The organism is Shewanella sp. ANA-3, assembly GCF_000203935.1.
Lineage (GTDB): Bacteria > Pseudomonadota > Gammaproteobacteria > Enterobacterales > Shewanellaceae > Shewanella.
In genome coordinates this window covers 4,108,365-4,127,260 of the sequence record NC_008577.1, presented here as the reverse complement: position 1 = coordinate 4,127,260, position 18,896 = coordinate 4,108,365, and the positions used below count along the sequence as shown (strand labels likewise).

14 protein-coding genes are annotated in these 18,896 nt (G+C 47.8%); 5 read left to right on the top strand and 9 right to left on the bottom strand.

Features of this window, described 5'->3' with window-relative positions; all coding sequences use genetic code 11:
- Positions 1 to 84 precede the first annotated feature (84 nt).
- The 4 genes from rsmE to SHEWANA3_RS18010 all read right to left on the bottom strand — a co-directional run bounded on the left by rsmE (position 85) and on the right by SHEWANA3_RS18010 (position 3,671).
- Positions 85 to 816, bottom strand: a complete 732-nt coding sequence (rsmE, locus tag SHEWANA3_RS18025) for a 16S rRNA (uracil(1498)-N(3))-methyltransferase (protein ID WP_011718236.1) — start codon at positions 814 to 816, stop codon at positions 85 to 87.
- An 8-nt stretch (positions 817 to 824) separates the two neighbouring features.
- A complete protein-coding gene (endA, locus tag SHEWANA3_RS18020) occupies positions 825 to 1,601 on the bottom strand; it encodes an endonuclease EndA (RefSeq protein WP_086017273.1) in 777 nt (258 codons plus the stop codon).
- Between the two features lie 126 nt (positions 1,602 to 1,727).
- Positions 1,728 to 2,333, bottom strand: coding sequence for a SprT family zinc-dependent metalloprotease (locus SHEWANA3_RS18015; RefSeq protein ID WP_011718234.1), 606 nt, complete (start codon positions 2,331 to 2,333; stop codon positions 1,728 to 1,730).
- A 180-nt stretch (positions 2,334 to 2,513) separates the two neighbouring features.
- On the bottom strand, positions 2,514 to 3,671 hold the full coding sequence (locus tag SHEWANA3_RS18010; RefSeq protein ID WP_011718233.1) for a hypothetical protein: 1,158 nt from the start codon (positions 3,669 to 3,671) through the stop codon (positions 2,514 to 2,516).
- Between the two features lie 349 nt (positions 3,672 to 4,020).
- On the opposite strand from SHEWANA3_RS18010, the gene blaOXA reads away from it, so the two are divergent.
- Positions 4,021 to 4,818 (top strand): OXA-48 family class D beta-lactamase, encoded by a 798-nt coding sequence (gene blaOXA / locus SHEWANA3_RS18005; RefSeq protein ID WP_011718232.1) that lies wholly within the window; start codon positions 4,021 to 4,023, stop codon positions 4,816 to 4,818.
- A 300-nt stretch (positions 4,819 to 5,118) separates the two neighbouring features.
- On the opposite strand, the gene SHEWANA3_RS18000 is transcribed toward blaOXA, so the two are convergent.
- On the bottom strand, positions 5,119 to 6,030 hold the full coding sequence (locus SHEWANA3_RS18000; protein WP_011621492.1) for a LysR family transcriptional regulator: 912 nt from the start codon (positions 6,028 to 6,030) through the stop codon (positions 5,119 to 5,121).
- A gap of 122 nt (positions 6,031 to 6,152) precedes the next feature.
- Here SHEWANA3_RS18000 and SHEWANA3_RS17995 point away from each other — a divergent pair, with 122 nt between their 5' ends.
- The 3 genes from SHEWANA3_RS17995 to fusA all read left to right on the top strand — a co-directional run bounded on the left by SHEWANA3_RS17995 (position 6,153) and on the right by fusA (position 15,201).
- Positions 6,153 to 10,706 (top strand): biotin carboxylase N-terminal domain-containing protein, encoded by a 4,554-nt coding sequence (locus SHEWANA3_RS17995; RefSeq protein WP_011718231.1) that lies wholly within the window; start codon positions 6,153 to 6,155, stop codon positions 10,704 to 10,706.
- A 525-nt stretch (positions 10,707 to 11,231) separates the two neighbouring features.
- Positions 11,232 to 12,617: a diguanylate cyclase gene (locus tag SHEWANA3_RS17990; protein ID WP_244096577.1), complete on the top strand. Its 1,386-nt coding sequence runs from the start codon at positions 11,232 to 11,234 to the stop codon at positions 12,615 to 12,617.
- A 490-nt stretch (positions 12,618 to 13,107) separates the two neighbouring features.
- On the top strand, positions 13,108 to 15,201 hold the full coding sequence (gene fusA, locus SHEWANA3_RS17985; protein ID WP_011718229.1) for an elongation factor G: 2,094 nt from the start codon (positions 13,108 to 13,110) through the stop codon (positions 15,199 to 15,201).
- Positions 15,202 to 15,362: 161 nt separating this feature from the next.
- Here fusA and SHEWANA3_RS17980 read toward each other — a convergent pair whose 3' ends face one another.
- Positions 15,363 to 16,250: a LysR family transcriptional regulator gene (locus SHEWANA3_RS17980; RefSeq protein WP_011718228.1), complete on the bottom strand. Its 888-nt coding sequence runs from the start codon at positions 16,248 to 16,250 to the stop codon at positions 15,363 to 15,365.
- Positions 16,251 to 16,344: 94 nt separating this feature from the next.
- On the opposite strand from SHEWANA3_RS17980, the gene SHEWANA3_RS23520 reads away from it, so the two are divergent.
- On the top strand, positions 16,345 to 16,497 hold the full coding sequence (locus SHEWANA3_RS23520) for a hypothetical protein (RefSeq protein WP_011627178.1): 153 nt from the start codon (positions 16,345 to 16,347) through the stop codon (positions 16,495 to 16,497).
- A 249-nt stretch (positions 16,498 to 16,746) separates the two neighbouring features.
- On the opposite strand, the gene napB is transcribed toward SHEWANA3_RS23520, so the two are convergent.
- From napB to napG, 3 genes are read right to left on the bottom strand one after another with little or no spacing between them, the layout of a single operon-like run.
- Entirely contained in the window at positions 16,747 to 17,178 is a 432-nt protein-coding gene (napB, locus tag SHEWANA3_RS17970) for a nitrate reductase cytochrome c-type subunit NapB (protein WP_011718227.1), read from the bottom strand.
- Positions 17,175 to 18,158 carry a quinol dehydrogenase ferredoxin subunit NapH gene (gene napH, locus SHEWANA3_RS17965; RefSeq protein WP_011718226.1) on the bottom strand — a complete coding sequence of 328 codons (984 nt, stop codon included), beginning with the start codon at positions 18,156 to 18,158 and terminating at the stop codon, positions 17,175 to 17,177. The genes napB and napH overlap by 4 nt, the downstream gene beginning before the upstream one ends.
- Positions 18,155 to 18,889, bottom strand: a complete 735-nt coding sequence (gene napG / locus SHEWANA3_RS17960; RefSeq protein WP_011718225.1) for a ferredoxin-type protein NapG — start codon at positions 18,887 to 18,889, stop codon at positions 18,155 to 18,157. Before napG ends, napH begins: the two co-directional genes overlap by 4 nt.
- Positions 18,890 to 18,896 lie beyond the last annotated feature (7 nt).

Here is an 18,896-nt window from a genome sequence, read left to right as displayed (position 1 = left end):
CGTCGCAGGCAAAAAGCATTTATGGATTAGCCAGTAATCGATTCGCCAGCCAGTGTTACCCGCTGACGTTTAACCATTTTAGATTTAACCTAAGTCACCGAACCTAAGTTGCAGCGCGGTAATCGCCGTGAGTGAGGCGGTTTCGGTGCGCAGCACTCGGGGGCCGAGTAACACATCGGTAAACTGGTAGGTTTCCGTCATAGCGATTTCTTCCGCCGATAATCCCCCTTCGGGGCCGATCAGCAGGCGTACACGGGTATGGGATAAGTCTAAGCCATTGATACCGTGCGCCGCCCTTGGGTGCAAGTTGAGTTTGAGAGCACTGGTCGGTTCGCTGCACCATTGCTGTAATTCCATGGCGGGGCGAACGATGGGCACTTGGCTACGGCCGGATTGCTCACAGGCGCTGATCACAATCTTTTGCCATTGCTGGATTTTCTTTTCGAGACGCTCACCAGTGAGCTTGACACCGCAGCGGTCAGAAAACAGTGGCGTAATGGTATTCACCCCTAGCTCAACGGATTTTTGAATGGTGAACTCCATCCGATCGCCACGGGAAATCACTTGGCCTAAATGCAGGTTGAGGGGCGATTCCGATGGATTGGCCTCACAGGAGAGCACTTTTACCGTGACCGATTTTTTACCCGCATCGACAATTTCGGCAAGATAATCATTACCATCGCCATTAAACAGGCTAATGTGTTCGCCACTGCCCATACGCAACACTTTGCCAATATGGGCTGCGCCATCCTCATCTAAATTCAGCTGTTGATTTACGGCTAATGGTTGAGGTTGATAAATTCTTGGAACTCTCATTGTCGACCTTATTCGGCTAATTGTTGGCGCAGTGGCGGCGCATTGCAGGCATTCTGCACAAAGGGATTATGATTACCTTGGATCTGCGCTATGGCGTTATCGCGTTTGCATTCAATAGTATCAACTGGATAGCTTTTATCCCATGCTTTGAACAATTTTAATTGCTGCGAGGCTATTTTAAGGCCGTAGGTTTGCTGCATATACAGGTAAGTACGGGCAATCTTGCCACGCGCATTGACGGGCGGCTGTGCTTGGCGATTCTTAAAGTCGATGACCATAGTGCATTGACCATATTGGTCGGCCTTACCGTTCCATTGGCTAAAACGGAAGTTGCTGCGATCGCCGTTCACTTCACCAATCGCGGGCACCAGATTGTGCATGTCCGCTTCCATTTTATTGAATTCTTGACTGTTATCGGCGCAGTTTTTACGGCCGCCCTTTTGCCAGCATTGTAATTGATGGCCAAATTCCCATGCTGGAACTATATGTTCCCATTCGATACGGTTGGCGCGGGTCTCTTGTTTACGCACTTGATAGCCGCAGCTGTTGAGATCTGGCTTCCAGGATTTGCCCTTTATTTGGATATCACAGCCACAATAAAAACTGACCGCGGGCAGGGTGCCTTGGCGACTGCCTTGATATAAGGATTGGGACAAGACCTTGGCTTGGCTAAAACTATTGGGGTGTGAAGGAGAGGCGTGGACTGATGCCGAAACCGCCAGCCAACTGAATAGGCACAGCAAGGCTTGCCGAGACCTTAAGGCTATCTTGACGTTGTTCAATATTTATCCCAAAAAGTAATCTGTACTACGCGAGCCTGTGGCTCGTCTCTTATGCCTGAATGGTAAGGGAAATAGCGCGCCTTATGCAAATCGCTCGTACTTTTGGCCAAGGATTTGGTGTATGGCGGATTATTCGGCGGCTTCGATAAAGGTGAGGTGGGTATGGCAGCGTTTGCATAGATAACGGGTTTCACCACGTAACACTTTATTATGGCGACGGATGCTCAGCTTAACCGGACCGCAGGCACAGCGGTACTCAAAGTCTTTCCCTTTAACCGATTGAGTATCGAAACTGTGGGTGGTATTGGGGCTCACCTTAAACAGCTTGAGCATGATGGATTGCCACTCGCGGCCATGGGGCTTGGTTTTGCCAAACAGTTGGAAACAGAGCAAATGGCTGATTTCGTGGGGCACTACTTCGGCTAAAAAGGCTTCGCTATTTTCCCTGAGCAATACGGGATTAAATCGCAGGCGATTCTGTTGTAAATGGGCCGTGCCCGCACTCCGTCCCCGCAGAGTAAATTGGGTCAGCGGCCGCGCAAATGGACGCTTAAAGTAGATTTCCGCCTGCTGGTAACAGTCTTCGATGCGTACCAGAATTTGTTGCTGCAGGGGTGTCAGCGGCTTTGGCTGGCGTTGTGGCGTGGCCGAGTTAGCCGCCGTTGCTGAGGTGATACTCGTGGATGAGATGGCTTTACGGCGCAGGCTATTAAGTAGGGATCTCTGGTTAAACATAGACTTAGGCGTTAACTCTTATTTTGCAAAGCATCAATTAAACAACTCATCTAGCTATCGCACGACATCTATTACGATTTGCTGAGTTCAAAGCTCTTATGCTCAGAGCCCTCATTCAAGGCGACTTGCAAGCGTTCGCATCATAACGAACGCTTGCTGACAATGCCAGTATTGCGACTGTTACAGGCTCGCTGTGGCCTGCATCACCATAGTACGCACTTGCTCGACAATCGCTTGTTCGGTGGCGTTGTCGTAGCCCTTCACCCTTGGGGTGTGGATATGGCCGACCTTGGCTGGGCTGTTGAACTTTTGCTGTAACACAATGGCGCGATAAGAAATCTCGTTTGAGAGATAGCCACCACCAGAACCTTCGACCGAGGTTTCATTTTGCAGCTCGCTTAGGGAGCTGGCATTAAATTCACCGCGCGCTAGTGTGGTCACTGTATGGTTGTCGTTGACTTTCCATTGGCCGTCTTTGACCTGCATGGCGGCAACGGGCAGTGAAAACTCAACAAACTCTGGGCCGATAAAGTCTTTACCATTGAGTTTGGGGGCGACAGGCGCGGTTTTGCTTCCGCCTGTGTACAGATTTTGGTTATCCGGCGCGGCGGCGCTACGGTTACGGCCGGGGAAGCGTTCAATATCAAAGTCACTGCGGCCCATGCTGACGGTAAAGACAAACTGGGTTTTAGGATCGCGGTAAATCGGGCTAAGTAGCGACTCGATAATGCCTTGATCAAAATCCTCGAAGCGCACTGGGATCATCGCGGTTTCGATTTGGGCTTTTTTGCCGTTGATATCAAATCTAAAACCATCGAGGGCAAGGGCGACCAAGCCCGAGGGATTGCTCTGGCTGATGTCTTTATCGAGGAAGAAAGGGTCGAATCCCGTCAGGAAGATTTTTATCTGCACATCGTCGCCGTATTGGATATCGCTAAAACCGCGAGATGCCTTTTCGACTGCGCTGGCTAAAATATTCTGTTGCCAATCGGCCATTTTGAAATTGGCGCGATTGCTCTTGATGCTATTTAACATTGAGAGCCGAGCCCAGTAGAGGGATCTGTCGTCAAAGTGCCCTGACTGCACATCACGCACCGCCTGTTGCCACAGTCTATGCCCCTGACGAGCGGCAAGTTGGGTTGCATCGCGTTCATTCTTCTGTGCGGAAAGCTGAGTCGCCAAGCCTTCGTCCAAGGCTTGATAGCGGTAGACCACTTCTGCCATGGTTTTTTCTGCAGTGGGAATGCGGGAAACTTCCACATCTCCTAGGAGTTGTACTGCACCTGCGGTTTGCGCCACTGTGCTGGCGAGGATAAAAACGAGGCTTGGCTTTAACATTGGCGTTTCCTTTTTATTTTAATCACTTATTTTGCTGGAAAAGGGCGATGTTCCTAAGGCGTTTGGGTTTGCTTCATCCTAGAGAGGATGTAACTTATGCCAAAAAGTCACAATGATTGTTTTGAGTATAAGAGTTTACCTAGAGTGATTCGAGGATCTTATTCCTGTTTTGCATATTGAGGTCGGTGCGCGGGCGTTAATCAGCGTTGAGTGGCGAGAAACGCGGGCATAAGTGCCTGCCTTATTTTTGCCACAATTGGTCAGCAGTTTGCTAGGGAAAGCCCGCCAAGACGGTGCTACTCTTAGCGCCTCATTTTTATGGATTTATTGCATTAGGTAAGGGGATATTATGCGTGCGTTAGCCTTATCGGCTGTGTTGCTGGTGACAACGATGATTGGCATGCCTGCGGTGGCAAAGGAGTGGCAAGAGAACAAGAGCTGGAATGCTCACTTTAGCGAACATAAAACCCAAGGCGTGGTTGTGCTGTGGAACGAGAATACACAGCAGGGTTTTACTAACGATCTTAAACGGGCAAACCAAGCATTTTTACCTGCATCGACCTTTAAGATCCCAAACAGTTTAATTGCCTTGGACTTAGGTGTGGTTAAGGATGAGCATCAAGTCTTTAAATGGGATGGACAGACGCGAGATATCGCCGCATGGAATCGCGACCATGATTTAATCACCGCGATGAAGTATTCGGTTGTGCCTGTTTATCAAGAATTTGCCCGCCAAATTGGCGAGGCTCGTATGAGTAAAATGCTGCACGCCTTCGATTATGGCAATGAGGATATCTCGGGCAATTTAGACAGCTTTTGGCTCGATGGTGGTATTCGAATTTCGGCTACCCAGCAAATCGCTTTTTTACGCAAGCTGTACCACAACAAGCTGCACGTTTCTGAGCGTAGTCAGCGCATCGTCAAGCAAGCCATGCTGACCGAGGCAAATGCCGATTATATTATCCGAGCGAAAACTGGTTACTCGACGCGAATTGAGCCGAAAATTGGTTGGTGGGTTGGCTGGGTCGAACTCGATGACAATGTGTGGTTCTTCGCGACCAATATGGATATGCCTTCCGCTGAGGGCCTAGGGTTACGTCAAAGCATTACGAAAACAGTGCTGAAACAGGAAAAAATTATTCCTTAGAAATGGTTAGCGGCACATTTGAGTAAAATAGCAGTCATATAAACTGTAAAGATATATGGACAAAATGCTTATAATCGATGCGCTTATACCCAATGGCTCATATTTAATTAGGTCAGGCCCAATCTACTGATGCTTAGCGTTAACAGTTAGTCTGAACATTAGCACCTCATTCCTAAACGCAAAAAGCCTAGTCAATTCGCTAGGCTTTTTTGTTATCTCAATGGCATGGTCACTTAACATAGGGATGTGAATCAAGGAGTGGCGATATAGATAAAAAAGAATGTCGCTGCGATAAAGTGCTTAGCCCATCAAGGATTGCAGGCTTTCTTGGCTACTAAAGCGTTTGACGAAAAAGTCCAAGAAGGCACTAATATTAGTGGCTAATTGGCGACGGCTGGAATATACCCCATAGACTTTAAAGGGTTCGATTGGCCATTCTTGTAGTATGGGAACCAGTTGACCATTCGCTAATTCCGTCTTGCAGGCGGAGTTGGACAGCATGGCAATGCCAAAGTCATCGAGGGCTAACTGCTTGACCATAATAGGGCTATTAACCCTAACCTTACGTTGAAAATTCACCATGGTCTTACGCGCGCCTTTACCCAGTGGCCAAATGGGCGCAGAGCGTGATGTCCCGAGTAAGATACCACTGTGTTCACTTAATTCCTTGGGTGTAGCAGGCGTGCCTCGGGCTTTTAAATAAGCCGGGCTTGCCACGAGAATGGGTTGGCGCTCGAACAGTAATCTTGCAACAAGATCAGAGGATTGCAGTGGCCCATATTTGATAGCTATGTCATATCCTTCACCCACTAAACCGATATCGTTGTCGGTAAACTGGACATCTAATTCCACATTGGGATATAAACGCATGAATCCGCTACAGAGGTTAGCGATTAATTCTTGGCTAAAAGAGACTGGAATAGCTATCCGTAATGATCCTGACACATCATCATGGGTACTCTCGATAACAGCCTTGGCCGCTTCCACCTCATTGCGAATGGAATCACAGTGTTGATAAAAGAGGGCCCCGACTTGAGTAAGGCTTAAGTTGCGGGTGTCGCGTTGTAATAATCGCACGCCAAGTTCTTCTTCGAGCTGCGCGATTTTGCGACTTATGGTGGATTTTGGGTGGCCGGTTTCACGTGCAGCTTGGGAGAATCCCTTCGCTCTAACTACGGCTGCAAATAGCATCATACCGTTTAAATCTGGCATGTTTTTCCCACTGTCTCATATTTGGAACATAGCGTCTTATGCAGTTTAATGGCATTTGGCGGGATAACAAAGTTATATTTATTGGCTAAAAATTTTCAGAGGCTAAAGCAGAGGATCTTTTGATGACCAGCAATAATCAGCCCACACACATGACTCAAGCCCAAACGCCCGATCCGCTTTTTTTACAAGCCGAGCATTTGGCAAAAGATTTTTCTCTGTTTCCTAAACACAGTAAACAGAGCTTATCAGATGAAATTAAAGGTCTTTTAAACGATGACGCCATTCAGGCAAATTTAAAAGACTTGGCATCGTTAGATGTCGATGGTTACGTCGCAAAAGTGATCCAGCCGACCCAAGATAAAGGTCGTCCTGGTGCAAAACGTATCATTGCTGACCTAAAGGGTCGCTTGATTACCGAAACTCACTTGGGTTCTTTCTACAGCGCTGAGGTCGAGCTGAATTTCGGTTCACGCACTCGTCGTATCGGTTTTATTGCCCAAGAGCGTACTACGGCTAACGGCGCGTGGATGCCTGAGCATCACTATGCGGCCTGTAAAGCAATTCGTCATTTCGCCGAATTGTCTATGCCTATCGTTTACCTCATCGACACCCCAGGGGCCGATGCGGGCGAAGTGGCTAACAGCCAAAACCAAGCCCATTCTATTTCTAAGGCGATTGCTGAGAGTGCCAACGTTGACGTGCCAACTGTCGGTATCGTTATCGGTGCGGGTTACTCGGGCGGCGCGATTCCATTAGCGGCGGCCAACATCCTGTTATCGCTGCGCGATGGTATTTTCAACACGATTCAGCCACAAGGTCTGCAGAGTATTGCGCGTAAGTACAACCTGTCATGGCAGGAATGTGCTAAGTCTGTGGGCGTGTCTCCAGAAGAGCTTTACACCGCGGGTTGTATCGATGGCATCATCGATTTCTCTCCTGGTGACCGTGACGAGCGTCAGCACAACTTACGCCGCGCTATTATCAGCAGTATCGAAGCTGTTGAACGTGCAGCCATCAACTTTGTGCGTGAATCTAAAGATTTACGTGAGCACTATGACCGCAGTTTAGCGCGCTTCCTCAGCCCATCTAAAAACCTGATGGCGTTAGAGTTAAACGCAGAATTGGCCGTGGCAACTAGCCCAACCAACCACCACAACCTGTTTGGTAGTGCTTACCGTTACCTGCGTTATTTAACGCTGCGTAGCCGCATTCATTCAATCTCTCAGGAGCAATACGGACGTCTGTCACGTGTTAGCGTGCCTGAAGGTGACTTGTTAGCACGTATCCAGCAAGAGCAAGACCGTGTATTCCAAGCTTGGTTATCAAGCCCTGATAAGCTGGTTTACGATGAAGATCTAAACAAGCTGTGGGCGAACTTTATTGCTAAGCGTGATGAAGTGTCTACCGAGCGTAACATGCTGACGCGTTTGATTTTGGGTGAACCAAAAGAAAACTACAAAAAAGCACGTAAGGCGCTGTTATTTAACATCGGTTGGTCTTTATATCACCGTTGGAAGAGCAACGCGGCAAACAACTTCAAGGGCTTAATCCAGCACCTTGAAAATCTGCCAAAGTCAGTCACTCAAGCCAAGTGGCCTGAACTGAATCAACTGACTGTGCTCGATGTGGTTGTGAACGACGAACTGCGTGAAGACTTCATTTGGCAATGTCATAACATCCTGATCTTTAACTCACTGTACGACAACGTTGTGGGCAGCTTAGCGTCTATCGCGAAAGAAGCCATGATGGCGAAGAGCCTGTCTCGTAACTCAGTGAACAACCTGCTGCACAAGTCAATTGACCATGCGCTGTCGACTCAGGATACCGCTAACGACAAGGCGAAATTCTACAAGTGGCTTAAGTACTTTATGGGCCAGTCTAACCGTGCTGACTTATTGGTGCGTGTTGAGCAGTGGAAGAGTGTGGGCTTCCCACAACTTAACGACAGTTTATTCGTTATCCTGACTTACTTCTTCGAGCGTTTACTGCCTGAATACTTCGACAGTGAAAGCGATAACAGCAAGTACACTGGCGCGATTAACCCTGTGCGTATTGGTCGTCGTAAGGACTTCTGGAACCGCTTGACCATGGGTTATCAGGACTTACTGATCCAAAAAGTATTACGTGACGAAAAACGTACCGGCAAGATGACCTGGGAAAATGTGATTAAGCAATTCTTCACTCATTTTGAAGAGATCAATGGCGACAAGATGTCAGCCAACTTGCTTAACTTCCCTGGTTTCCGTCTCTCAATCGAAGATGCGTTAGACAAAGGCATTCGTCCTTGCGGTCTGATCACTGGTATTGCTGACTTTAAAGAAAAAGGTCAAAAAGTCCGTGTGGGTGTGGCTGTGTCTAACACCGCATTCCAAGCGGGTGCCTTCGATATGGCGAGTGCTGAGAAATTCTCTGCGCTGCTGATCGAGTGTGCTAAGCGTAAGCTACCTGTTGTTTGCTTTATCAGCTCAGGCGGTATGCAAACTAAAGAAGGTGCTGCAGCACTGTTCTCAATGGCTGTTGTGAATGACCGGATCACTCGTTTTATCCGTGATAACGAATTGCCAGTACTGATGTTTGGTTTTGGTGACTGTACCGGTGGTGCGCAGGCGAGTTTCGTGACTCACCCATTAGTGCAAACCTATTACCTGTCTGGTACTAACATGCCATTCGCGGGTCAAATGGTGGTTCCAGCTTACTTGCCTTCGACTTCGACACTGTCTAACTACTTGTCGAAAGTACCTGGTGCAATGGCGGGCTTAGTCCACAACCCATTCAGCGAAACCTTAGATAACCAATTGGCGAGTATCGATCCTCTGATGCCAATGCCAACGGCGAAGATCAGTGATGTGATCATCAACGCCCTATCAACACTGGTTGTTGAAGCGCCTGTTGAAGAAGAAGTGATTGTTCAAAACGATCCACGTAAGTTAATGAAACCAATTAACAAAGTATTGGTTCATGCCCGTGGTTGTACCGCTGTTAAGTTGATCCGTAAGGCTCACGATAACGATATCAACGTGGTATTAGTGGCGTCAGATCCTGACATGACCGCCGTACCTGCGGATATGCTGAAAGACTCAGACAAGTTAGTCTGCTTAGGTGGTAACACCTCTGACGAAAGTTACCTGAACGCTTACTCAGTGCTCAAAGTTGCCGAATATGAGCAAGTTGATGCACTGCACCCAGGTATCGGCTTCCTGTCTGAAAGTCCACAATTTGCGGCATTGTGTGTGAACAATGGGGTTAACTTCGTTGGTCCTAGCGTGCATTCAATGACGACTATGGGTAACAAGTCGAACGCGATTAAGACGTCACAAAGCCAAAACGTGCCAGTAGTACCAGGTTCGCACGGTATTCTGACGAACGCTGAGCAAGCGGTGAACGTGGCCAACGAAATTGGTTACCCAGTACTGCTCAAAGCGGTACAAGGTGGTGGCGGTAAAGGTATCCAGGTCGTTAAACGTCCTGAGGATATGATTGGTTTATTCCAAAAGACCTCTACCGAAGCGGCTGCGGCTTTTGGTAACGGCGACTTGTACTTAGAGAAATATGTAACCTCACTACGTCATATCGAAGTGCAGTTACTGCGTGACAAGTTTGGTAACGCTAAGGTTCTGGGTTTACGTGACTGTTCTGTACAACGTAACAACCAGAAAGTGGTCGAAGAGTCTGGCTCAACCATGCTGCCAGAAGAACTGAAGAAACAAGTGCTGGATTACACCCGTGCTTTAGGTGATGCGACCGATTACATGGGCGCAGGTACAGTTGAGTTCATCTATAACTTAGATGCAAACGAAGTGTACTTCATGGAAATGAACACCCGTCTGCAGGTAGAACATCCAGTTACTGAAGCGACTTCAGGTATCGATATCGTGAGCGCGCAGTTTGATATCGCTGCGGGTCGTTCAATCGAGAACCTGGAGCCAAAAGAAATCGGTTATGCAATGGAAGTGCGTGTGACTGCAGAAAAAGCAGCACTGGACAGCCATGGTGTACTGCAACTGATCCCAAATCCTGGCAAGATCACCGAATGTGTATTCCCAGATCATCCAGATGTGGAAATCATCTCGATTGCCGCCGCGGGTAAAGAAGTATCACCATACTACGACAGCTTAATCGCTCAGGTAATTATGCGCGGTGAAAACCGTGAAGACGTTATCGCGAAACTGCACGCTTACTTAGACAGCGTAGTGCTCAAAGGTATCGCGACTAACATTCCATTGCTGAAACTGATCCTAAGCGATGGCACCTTCAAAGAAGGCGTATACGACACTAACTACCTGCCACGTTTCATGGCTGAGCTCGACATTCCAGCACTGATCGCTGAAATGGAAGCCGCTGCCGAAACCGTCGGTGTAGACACTGAGTCACTGCGTGTGGGTGAAAGTAACGAACTGAAAGTGTTAGCCCAAGGCGCAGGTATCTTCTATACCTCTCCAGCCCCAGGCGAACCTGACTTTGTGAAAGAAGGCGATATTGTAACTGCAGATCAAACGCTTGCGTTAACTGAAGCGATGAAGATGTTTTCTCAGGTCAACTTAGCTGGCTTCAACCGTCAAGGCGCAGTGTTGTATCCAGAAGATAAGAAGTACCGCATCGAGCGTATTCTGAACAGCAATGGTCAGCAAGTATCGCAAGGTGACTTGCTCTTCGTTGTGTCGCCAGTTGAAGATTAATCTTGCTTAAGCGATGACAGAATCGAAATACCCGCCAATCGGCGGGTATTTTTTTATCTGAATAATACCAATCACATTAAATATCTAATCAGTTCAGAGTCTCACCGGCATCTCAATTCAAGCCGCATTGATGCAGATAATGATTATTCTCTTTTAAGTCAATGTAACGAGGGGATCGGATACCTGTGCTGCTCCCAAAGGGCGGGTTTCAACGCGCTTTATACTGCGTTTAAGGCTTTCGACAGAGCACCACTATGCCTTCAAGCCTTCGCCTTGTCTAAAGCGCGTTGAACTCCCGCTGAATGAACAGATATTTAATACAATTGGCATAACAGTCGCTGGATACATCCCAGCGTGTATTTCCATAATCAATCTAGGGTTTATTGGTATTATCTTAATATCGCGTATACACTTTTTTTACCTTGTAAGACGAATTGCTGAGTGTATTAGAGAAGCGACATGGGTTGCAGATTCTGGGTTTTACTCCTTTGTTTATGCTCACCTTTATGTGTCAATGCCGAGCGCTTGGCCTCATATCTTAATGCTGCAGACGATGAATTTGCCAATGCCACCCAGTTGGTGCGTTACTGCGTCGACCCCGATTGGTTACCCTATGAAGCGATTCGTGACGGTCAACATGTGGGGATTTCGTCGGATTATATTCGTTATATCGAAGCCCATTCGTCATTAAAGTTTAGTCTTGTGCCTACCACTTCTTGGACACAAACCTTAGATTTCCTACAAACGGGGCGCTGTGATTTAACTCCACTACTCAATAAAACGGTGACTCGGGAGCAGTTTTTACATTTCAGCCATGTGTATTTTCGCTCCCCCAATGTATTAGTGTCTCTCAAGGACGAACCCTTTTTGCAAGGGTTTGAAAATATCGGTGCGCGCACCTTGGCGGTGCCTGATGGCTATCGTCTCGCCGAATATATTCAGCATTATTATCCCAAGGTTCGCACGATTAAAGTGGCGAGTGAGCCAGCAGGGCTTGAAGCCGTGCTCGAGAAAAAGGTCGACCTCTTTGTGGGGTCGATGTTTTCCGTTAATGCCTATATTCAGCAGACAGGATTCAATCACCTTAAAATTGCCGGTTGGGGTGGCCCGGAGGATGAACTGCGGGTGGGGGTGAGCGCTGGGCATGAGGCGCTGCTGCCATTAATCAATCAAGTGCTAGACAATGTAGATGAGCTGGAGCGGATCAGGATTTACCAGAAATGGAACAACATCACTATCATCGATGAAACCAACTACTTACTTATCTATCAAGTGATTGCGGCGACACTGTTAGTCGTGTGCCTACTGGTAACGCGCACTTATATGATCAGTCGTTACAATCGCCGACTAACCGATAAAAACCAGCAGCTTGAGGAATTGCGTTTGCAGTTAGAGCAAAGTAATACCGAACTTGAGTTTTTATCCACCCACGATCCGCTCACTAAACTCTACAATCGGCATTACTTTAATCGACAATTTGTCCATGAACACCGCGCCGCCGCTTCAACGCAAGGGGCCATTTGCTTGGTGATGTTAGATATCGATTTCTTTAAAGAGATCAATGACACCTTAGGCCATTCCGTTGGGGATACTATTTTGATGGAGTTGTCCTCGGTATTGCAGCACTGTGTGCGTGAAAGTGATGTGGTTGCACGCTGGGGCGGGGAAGAGTTTGTGATCCTTTGCCATAACACCTCACTCGAGGCAGTGAAGTCGCTGTGTCAGCGGATCACAACCGCCATCAGTGAGTACCATTTTAGTGGCGATGTTCAGCTCACTTGTAGTTTCGGGATTGCCAAACTCGCGGCCAATGAGCCGATGCAATCGTGTTTTGAGCGGGCAGATAAGGCGCTATATCAGGCAAAAGCGCTGGGGCGGGACCAGATTTGTGTCGATGACACTCATCTGTAGCTGCCTTGCTTGGTAAGATTTAAGTCCATTCCTAAGCTCGTAGCGGTTTTTATTCAGAAATCCGCTATTTATCCTATAAAACCTTCCCAGTTCGCACGATTTTAACTGAGTTGCGCACTCAGTGAATCAACTCAAGGTTGTTGATTGACTGGCTCAAGGCTATTTGTTGACAGGCTTAGAGCGGGTTTATGGCTGTTTGTTAACAGCTAAAGCATGGAAAAACATCAGTCTCGATGAAAATCGGCTTATTTTTAGGGTTTTTACTAATTGATTGAATATTGAGCTAAGTTTTTTTATTTAATTGTTTTCACATATTTTTCTTATTTTTTTTTAATTTTTTCCGCGACTTTATCGTGAAAAATTGCAAGAGCCATTTGCGCATAGCGGGGTTCCAATTTACAATATGCGCCTAAAATAATCTGATGTGCGGTGTGTCGGTGGTTTGTCGCATACTCCGTCTACTTCTTAAACTAATCATTAAAGTTGAATCATGACCGAATTATCCAAATACAGAAACATTGGTATCTTCGCTCACGTTGACGCGGGTAAAACCACGACCACCGAGCGTATTCTTAAGCTAACCGGTAAAATCCATAAGTTAGGTGAAGTTCACGACGGTGAATCAACAACAGACTTCATGGTTCAGGAAGCTGAGCGCGGTATTACCATTCAATCAGCTGCTGTAAGCTGTTTCTGGAAAGACCACCGTTTCAACGTTATTGACACCCCTGGACACGTTGACTTCACAGTTGAAGTTTACCGTTCTCTGAAGGTTCTTGACGGCGGTATCGCTGTATTCTGTGGTTCTGGTGGTGTTGAGCCTCAATCAGAAACTAACTGGCGTTATGCTAACGAATCTGAAGTTGCTCGTATCATCTTCGTAAACAAGTTAGACCGTATGGGTGCTGACTTCTTACGTGTTGTTAAGCAAACTAAAGACGTTTTAGCTGCTAACCCACTGGTTATGGTTCTGCCAATCGGTATCGAAGATGAGTTCACTGGTGTTGTTGACCTGTTAACTCGTAAAGCTTACGTGTGGGATGATTCTGGTATTCCAGAAAACTTCACTGTAACTGACGTTCCAGCAGACATGGTTGACCAAGTTGAAGAATACCGTGAAATGCTGATCGAATCTGCTGTTGAGCAAGATGACGACCTGTTAGAAGCTTACATGGAAGGCGAAGAGCCATCTATTGAAGACCTGAAGCGTTGTATCCGTAAGGGTACTCGTACTATGGCATTCTTCCCAACATTCTGTGGTTCTGCGTTCAAGAACAAAGGTATGCAACTGGTTCTAGACGCTGTTGTTGACTACCTGCCAGCACCAGACGAAGTTGATCCACAACCTTTAACTGACGAAGAAGGTAACGAAACTGGCGAATACGCTATCGTTTCTGCTGACGAGTCATTAAAAGCATTAGCGTTCAAGATCATGGACGACCGTTTCGGCGCCCTGACTTTCGTACGTATCTATGCTGGCCGCCTGAAGAAAGGTGACACCATTCTTAACAGTGCAACTGGTAAGACTGAGCGTATCGGCCGTATGTGCGAAATGTATGCAAACGATCGTATCGAAATTGAATCAGCAGAAGCTGGTGACATTATCGCTATCGTGGGTATGAAGAACGTACAAACTGGTCACACTCTGTGTGATGTTAAGCACCCATGTACTCTGGAAGCGATGGTGTTCCCTGAGCCAGTTATCTCTATCGCAGTAGCGCCAAAAGACAAAGGCGGCAGCGAGAAGATGGCTATCGCTATCGGTAAGATGATCGCAGAAGATCCATCATTCCGCGTAGAAACTGACGAAGATTCAGGTGAAACCATCCTTAAAGGTATGGGTGAACTGCACTTAGACATTAAAGTAGACATCCTGAAGCGTACTTATGGTGTTGAGCTGATCGTGGGTGAACCACAAGTAGCATACCGTGAAACCATTACTCAAATGGTTGAAGACCAATACACCCACAAGAAACAATCTGGTGGTTCTGGTCAATTCGGTAAGATCGAATACATCATCCGCCCAGGTGAGCCAAACTCTGGCTTCGTGTTCAAGTCTTCAGTTGTTGGTGGTAACGTTCCTAAGGAATACTGGCCAGCAGTTGAGAAAGGCTTCGCGAGCATGATGAACACTGGTACTATCGCTGGCTTCCCAGTGTTAGACGTTGAGTTCGAACTGACTGACGGTGCTTACCACGCAGTTGACTCTTCAGCAATCGCGTTCGAAATCGCTGCTAAAGCGGCATTCCGTCAGTCTATTGCTAAAGCTAAACCACAACTGCTTGAGCCAATCATGAAAGTTGACGTGTTCAGCCCAGAAGACAACGTAGGTGACGTAATCGGTGACTTAAACCGTCGTCGCGGTATGATCAAAGACCAAGTTGCTGGTGTAACTGGTGTTCGCGTTAAGGCTGACGTTCCGTTATCAGAAATGTTCGGTTACATCGGTTCTCTACGTACAATGACTTCAGGCCGTGGTCAGTTCTCTATGGAGTTCTCACACTACAGCCCATGTCCAAACAGCGTTTCGGACAAAGTTGTTGAGCAAGTTAAAGAGCGTAAAGCTGCTGAAGCTAAGAAGTAATTCTTAACTTCCTCTAAATAGAAACCGCTGCTAAGCCAAGGCTTGCAGCGGTTTTTTTATGGGTGAAATTTAAGGATACACATAGCTTGAGTGTTGCAGCCTAAGGCTTAGTTCAAGCCCAGTCTAAGGCTTAGTCTAAGCCCAAGCCTTGAAGGAGCGGTTTAACGCAGTGCTTTCTGTTTACTCAGTTCCAGTAACGCATTGGCCGCAGGGGTTAAAGGTAGATTTTGCCGCCAAATGAGGGCTAAATCCCAGGTCATCGCCGGTTGCATAGGTCTAAACACTAACTTGCTGGTGCTGAGTTTTTGGCAAATCGGTTCGGGTAAAATCGCTAGGCCCATATCGGCCTCGACCATAGCGGCGAGAAAGTCCCATTGGCCGCTTCGAAACGCGATATTGAGTTGCACTCCCGCCTTACGACTCAGGCGATTTATTAGCTTCGCCAAGGAAAAATCTTCGTTATAGAGAATAAAGGGATAGGGCTCAAAATCCTGCCAGCTGAGGTGAGATTGACTGGCGAGCGGATGCCCATCGGGCAAACAAGCGAGCAGGGGATACTTGGTGAGCGGTTGATTCACCAGCTCGGTCTCATGGGTGGTTGGCAGTGCGGTAAAGGCGATGTCTAAGCTGTTATTCAGCAGCGCCTGTTCACAACCAAATCCGCCGTATTCATACATTTGCAGCTCAACGCCGGGATAACGTTTTCGGTAACTGGTCAGTAGCCCGATAATTAGACTGCTCATCATAGGGCAGACGCCTAATCTTAACCGTCCTGTTTTAAGTCCGCTTAAGTTGCTCATGTCCTCCTGCAATCTATGCCATTGCCCGAGGATTTCCCGCGCGCTGTGTTCAAACAGCTGCCCTGCTTGGGTCAGCTCGACTTTCTGATTGTTACGGATAAGCAGCGTCTCGCCTAAACTCTCTTCGAGCCTTTGGATGATCTTGCTCAGCGTGGGCTGGGTGATAAAGCATTTTTCCGCGGCACGGGTGAAGTTTTCCGTTTCGACTAAGGTCAGAAAACATTGCAAGGTCTTGATTGGGATATTCATGCTTAAATGGAATCCATGGTATGGCGTTAATTCATTTTACTGATGATGGCCTAAGTATTACTTTGAGCTCGTTAACAGAATAGGGGAATAACCAATGAAATCCACATCAAGTTTATGGGTCGGTGCTTTATGGCAGGCAGCTATGCCTGAAGCAAAGAATGTGCAAACAGCTAAAGCGGTGCAAACCAGATTAACGGCTCCAGCGGGTGATTTGCATAAAGCAAAACAACAAGTAAACCCAGCCTAGGCTGGGTTTTTACTTTTTAATCGTTTCGTGTTCTCTTCCCACCCGTTTTCTTTCCCTGATCTCCTATCTCATTGCATGCTTGTTTAACGCTCTGTATTTCATTCTCTGCGTTTTAATCTTCAGTCTTAGCTGCGCTCCTAACACAGTACTTTGAACACTATGCGGGCAAAGCTTAGCGCTGAGATTTTATTGCGGAAAATAAAAAGCCACTGGGTTAGCAGTGGCTTTTGTGGGCAGGGAAGTGCTGTGTTATTGATTTGAGAACTTGTTCTCGACTAAAGGCGCCTTGTTTTCTGCCTGTGCAACGTGGCACTGGGTGCAGAAATAGTTATGGCCATTGAGCGTGCCTTTATCGTCGATTACGTGGGACTTCGCCACTGGCGTGGCTTTCATCCGTGGGGCTTTATCCCAGCTGTGACAAGTTAAACAGCCATTCTTATCCAAGGTGATTTTGTAATCATCCTTATGGGGAATGAGTGGTGGTTGGTCGGTAAAGCTGCGCTCTAGCGCCTTGCCACGGCTTGGGTAGACGGGCATGGCATCGGCTGGGCGAATATCCGTTACCGCGCTATCGCCGGCGAGGGATTTGATGTTTACGGGTGTGGTTTGAGAGTCTGCTTGTTGGCCTGAGCAGCCGCCGATGGCTAATACAATCGCAGCTAAGGTGAGTATTTTTTTCATTGGTCATTCTCCGCCTTGGGGGCAATGTGTTGACGAATTGGTGAAGTGGTTGATAGCGACTGACAATCGGTCGAATCGCCTTTGCTAAGTTGAGCCTGAGTGGCCGTAAAGCGTGTTTGATAGCGAAATACGCGTTGTGCGCAGACGTCGATACAGCGGCCGCATTGGGTGCAGTCTGGGCTAGTGATCACCGGGTTTTGCCCTTTTAACGCCGGCTTTAATACTTGGCGTTCAGGGCAAACGGCAAAGCAGTCCATGCAGTTATCACAGGCACTGGCTTTGCTGGCAACGATTTTGATGGGGCTCCATTTACCGATTAAGCCAAACAGGGCGCCTGTTGGGCACAGGTGACCACACCAAGCGCGCTCGGCGATAAACAGATCCAGCAGAAATATCGCCGCTAAGATCCATAAACCACTGAGACTGCCAAATAGCACGGCGCGATAGACTAAAGGTACTGGGTTAATCCATTCCCAAATCAAGTTGCCCGTGAGCAATGGCAATAACAGCGCGAGTGCCAGCAGGTAATAACGTAAATTGCGTGGTAACTCGCTGCTGCGAGGAAGGTTCAATTTACGTCTGAGCCAGCTTGCGGTGTCAGTTACCAGATTGACCGGACACACCCAACTGCAAAACACCCGTCCACCGGCGAGGGCATAAAACAGTATGACCAAGGCGGCGCCTATCAGTAGGCTAAGCTCGGGAATATGCCCGCTAATGAGCATTTGTAAGCTCACCAGTGGATCGGCAAAGGGAATGGTATCGAGCAGTAAACTGGCCGATAAATTACCCTTAAATAGCCAAATTCCCAGTAATGGCCCAAGTGCAAATAAGCCTAATAAGCCGAATTGCACCGCGCGGCGTAGTAGCAAATATTTGTGTGCGCCAAACCAACCGAGTTCTGCAATGGCTGCGGCATGCTCGCCTTGCATGCGGGCTTTTGAGTTCATGGTCTGGTTATTCATAGACTTGTTACTCATAGCGTTAGCCCCTTATTCAACATCTCTAAGGTGGTTTCCTCGGTGTTGATATAAGTGTCATGCGCAGCCGCTTTACCGAGCGCCAGAGTGGTCGGTAACACCTTAATCGCGGCCGTGTCGAGCACGCAGGCATGCTCGCATTTACCGCAACCCGTGCAGGTATCGCTGTTGACTGTGGGTAAAAACATGGCGTGGTGATCGCTATGTTGATTGCGTTGGCGTTCTAAGGTGATGGCATTGTCGATTAACGGACAAACCCGATAACAGACGTCACAACGTAATCCCTTAAAGTTTAGGCAGTTTTTCTCATCTATCAGTACCGCAACACCCATCTTAGCATCGCTAATTTGCTCAAGTTGAGGATCAAGCGCGCCCGAAGGGCAGGCTTTGATGCAGGGAATATCCTCACACATTTCGCAGGGAATGCGTCTTGCGGTAAAGAATGGCGTGCCAGTGGCGGCGCCATCAAACCAGCGTGCCAGCGATAGGGTATCGTAGGGACAAGCCTCGACACACAAACCGCAACGCACACAGGCGGAGAGAAAATCGCTTTCTTCAAGGGCGCCCGGCGGTCTGCAAGCTTGGGGGGCGAGCTGGCCTTGGCTTTTTGCCGTGGCCGTCAAGCCTAATCCCACGAGCCCCATCACGCAGCCAGCCTTAGCCGTCGTTGCCAAAAACTGGCGACGGTTGACTTGCTTGACTGTGAATGGACTCTTCACTTGCTGACTCACCTTAGCA

Excerpts from the sequence above, each read along its gene's own strand:
- SHEWANA3_RS18000 (WP_011621492.1), bottom strand. The coding sequence starts at position 6,030 with ATGCCAGATTTAAACGGTATGATGCTATTTGCAGCCGTAGTTAGAGCG.
- fusA (WP_011718229.1), top strand. The coding sequence starts at position 13,108 with ATGACCGAATTATCCAAATACAGAAACATTGGTATCTTCGCTCACGTT.
- rsmE (WP_011718236.1), bottom strand. The coding sequence starts at position 816 with ATGAGAGTTCCAAGAATTTATCAACCTCAACCATTAGCCGTAAATCAA.
- SHEWANA3_RS18015 (WP_011718234.1), bottom strand. The coding sequence starts at position 2,333 with ATGTTTAACCAGAGATCCCTACTTAATAGCCTGCGCCGTAAAGCCATC.
- SHEWANA3_RS23520 (WP_011627178.1), top strand. The coding sequence starts at position 16,345 with ATGAAATCCACATCAAGTTTATGGGTCGGTGCTTTATGGCAGGCAGCT.
- SHEWANA3_RS18010 (WP_011718233.1), bottom strand. The coding sequence starts at position 3,671 with ATGTTAAAGCCAAGCCTCGTTTTTATCCTCGCCAGCACAGTGGCGCAA.
- SHEWANA3_RS17980 (WP_011718228.1), bottom strand. The coding sequence starts at position 16,250 with ATGAATATCCCAATCAAGACCTTGCAATGTTTTCTGACCTTAGTCGAA.
- blaOXA (WP_011718232.1), top strand. The coding sequence starts at position 4,021 with ATGCGTGCGTTAGCCTTATCGGCTGTGTTGCTGGTGACAACGATGATT.
- SHEWANA3_RS17995 (WP_011718231.1), top strand. The coding sequence starts at position 6,153 with ATGACCAGCAATAATCAGCCCACACACATGACTCAAGCCCAAACGCCC.
- napB (WP_011718227.1), bottom strand. The coding sequence starts at position 17,178 with ATGAAAAAAATACTCACCTTAGCTGCGATTGTATTAGCCATCGGCGGC.
- napH (WP_011718226.1), bottom strand. The coding sequence starts at position 18,158 with ATGAGTAACAAGTCTATGAATAACCAGACCATGAACTCAAAAGCCCGC.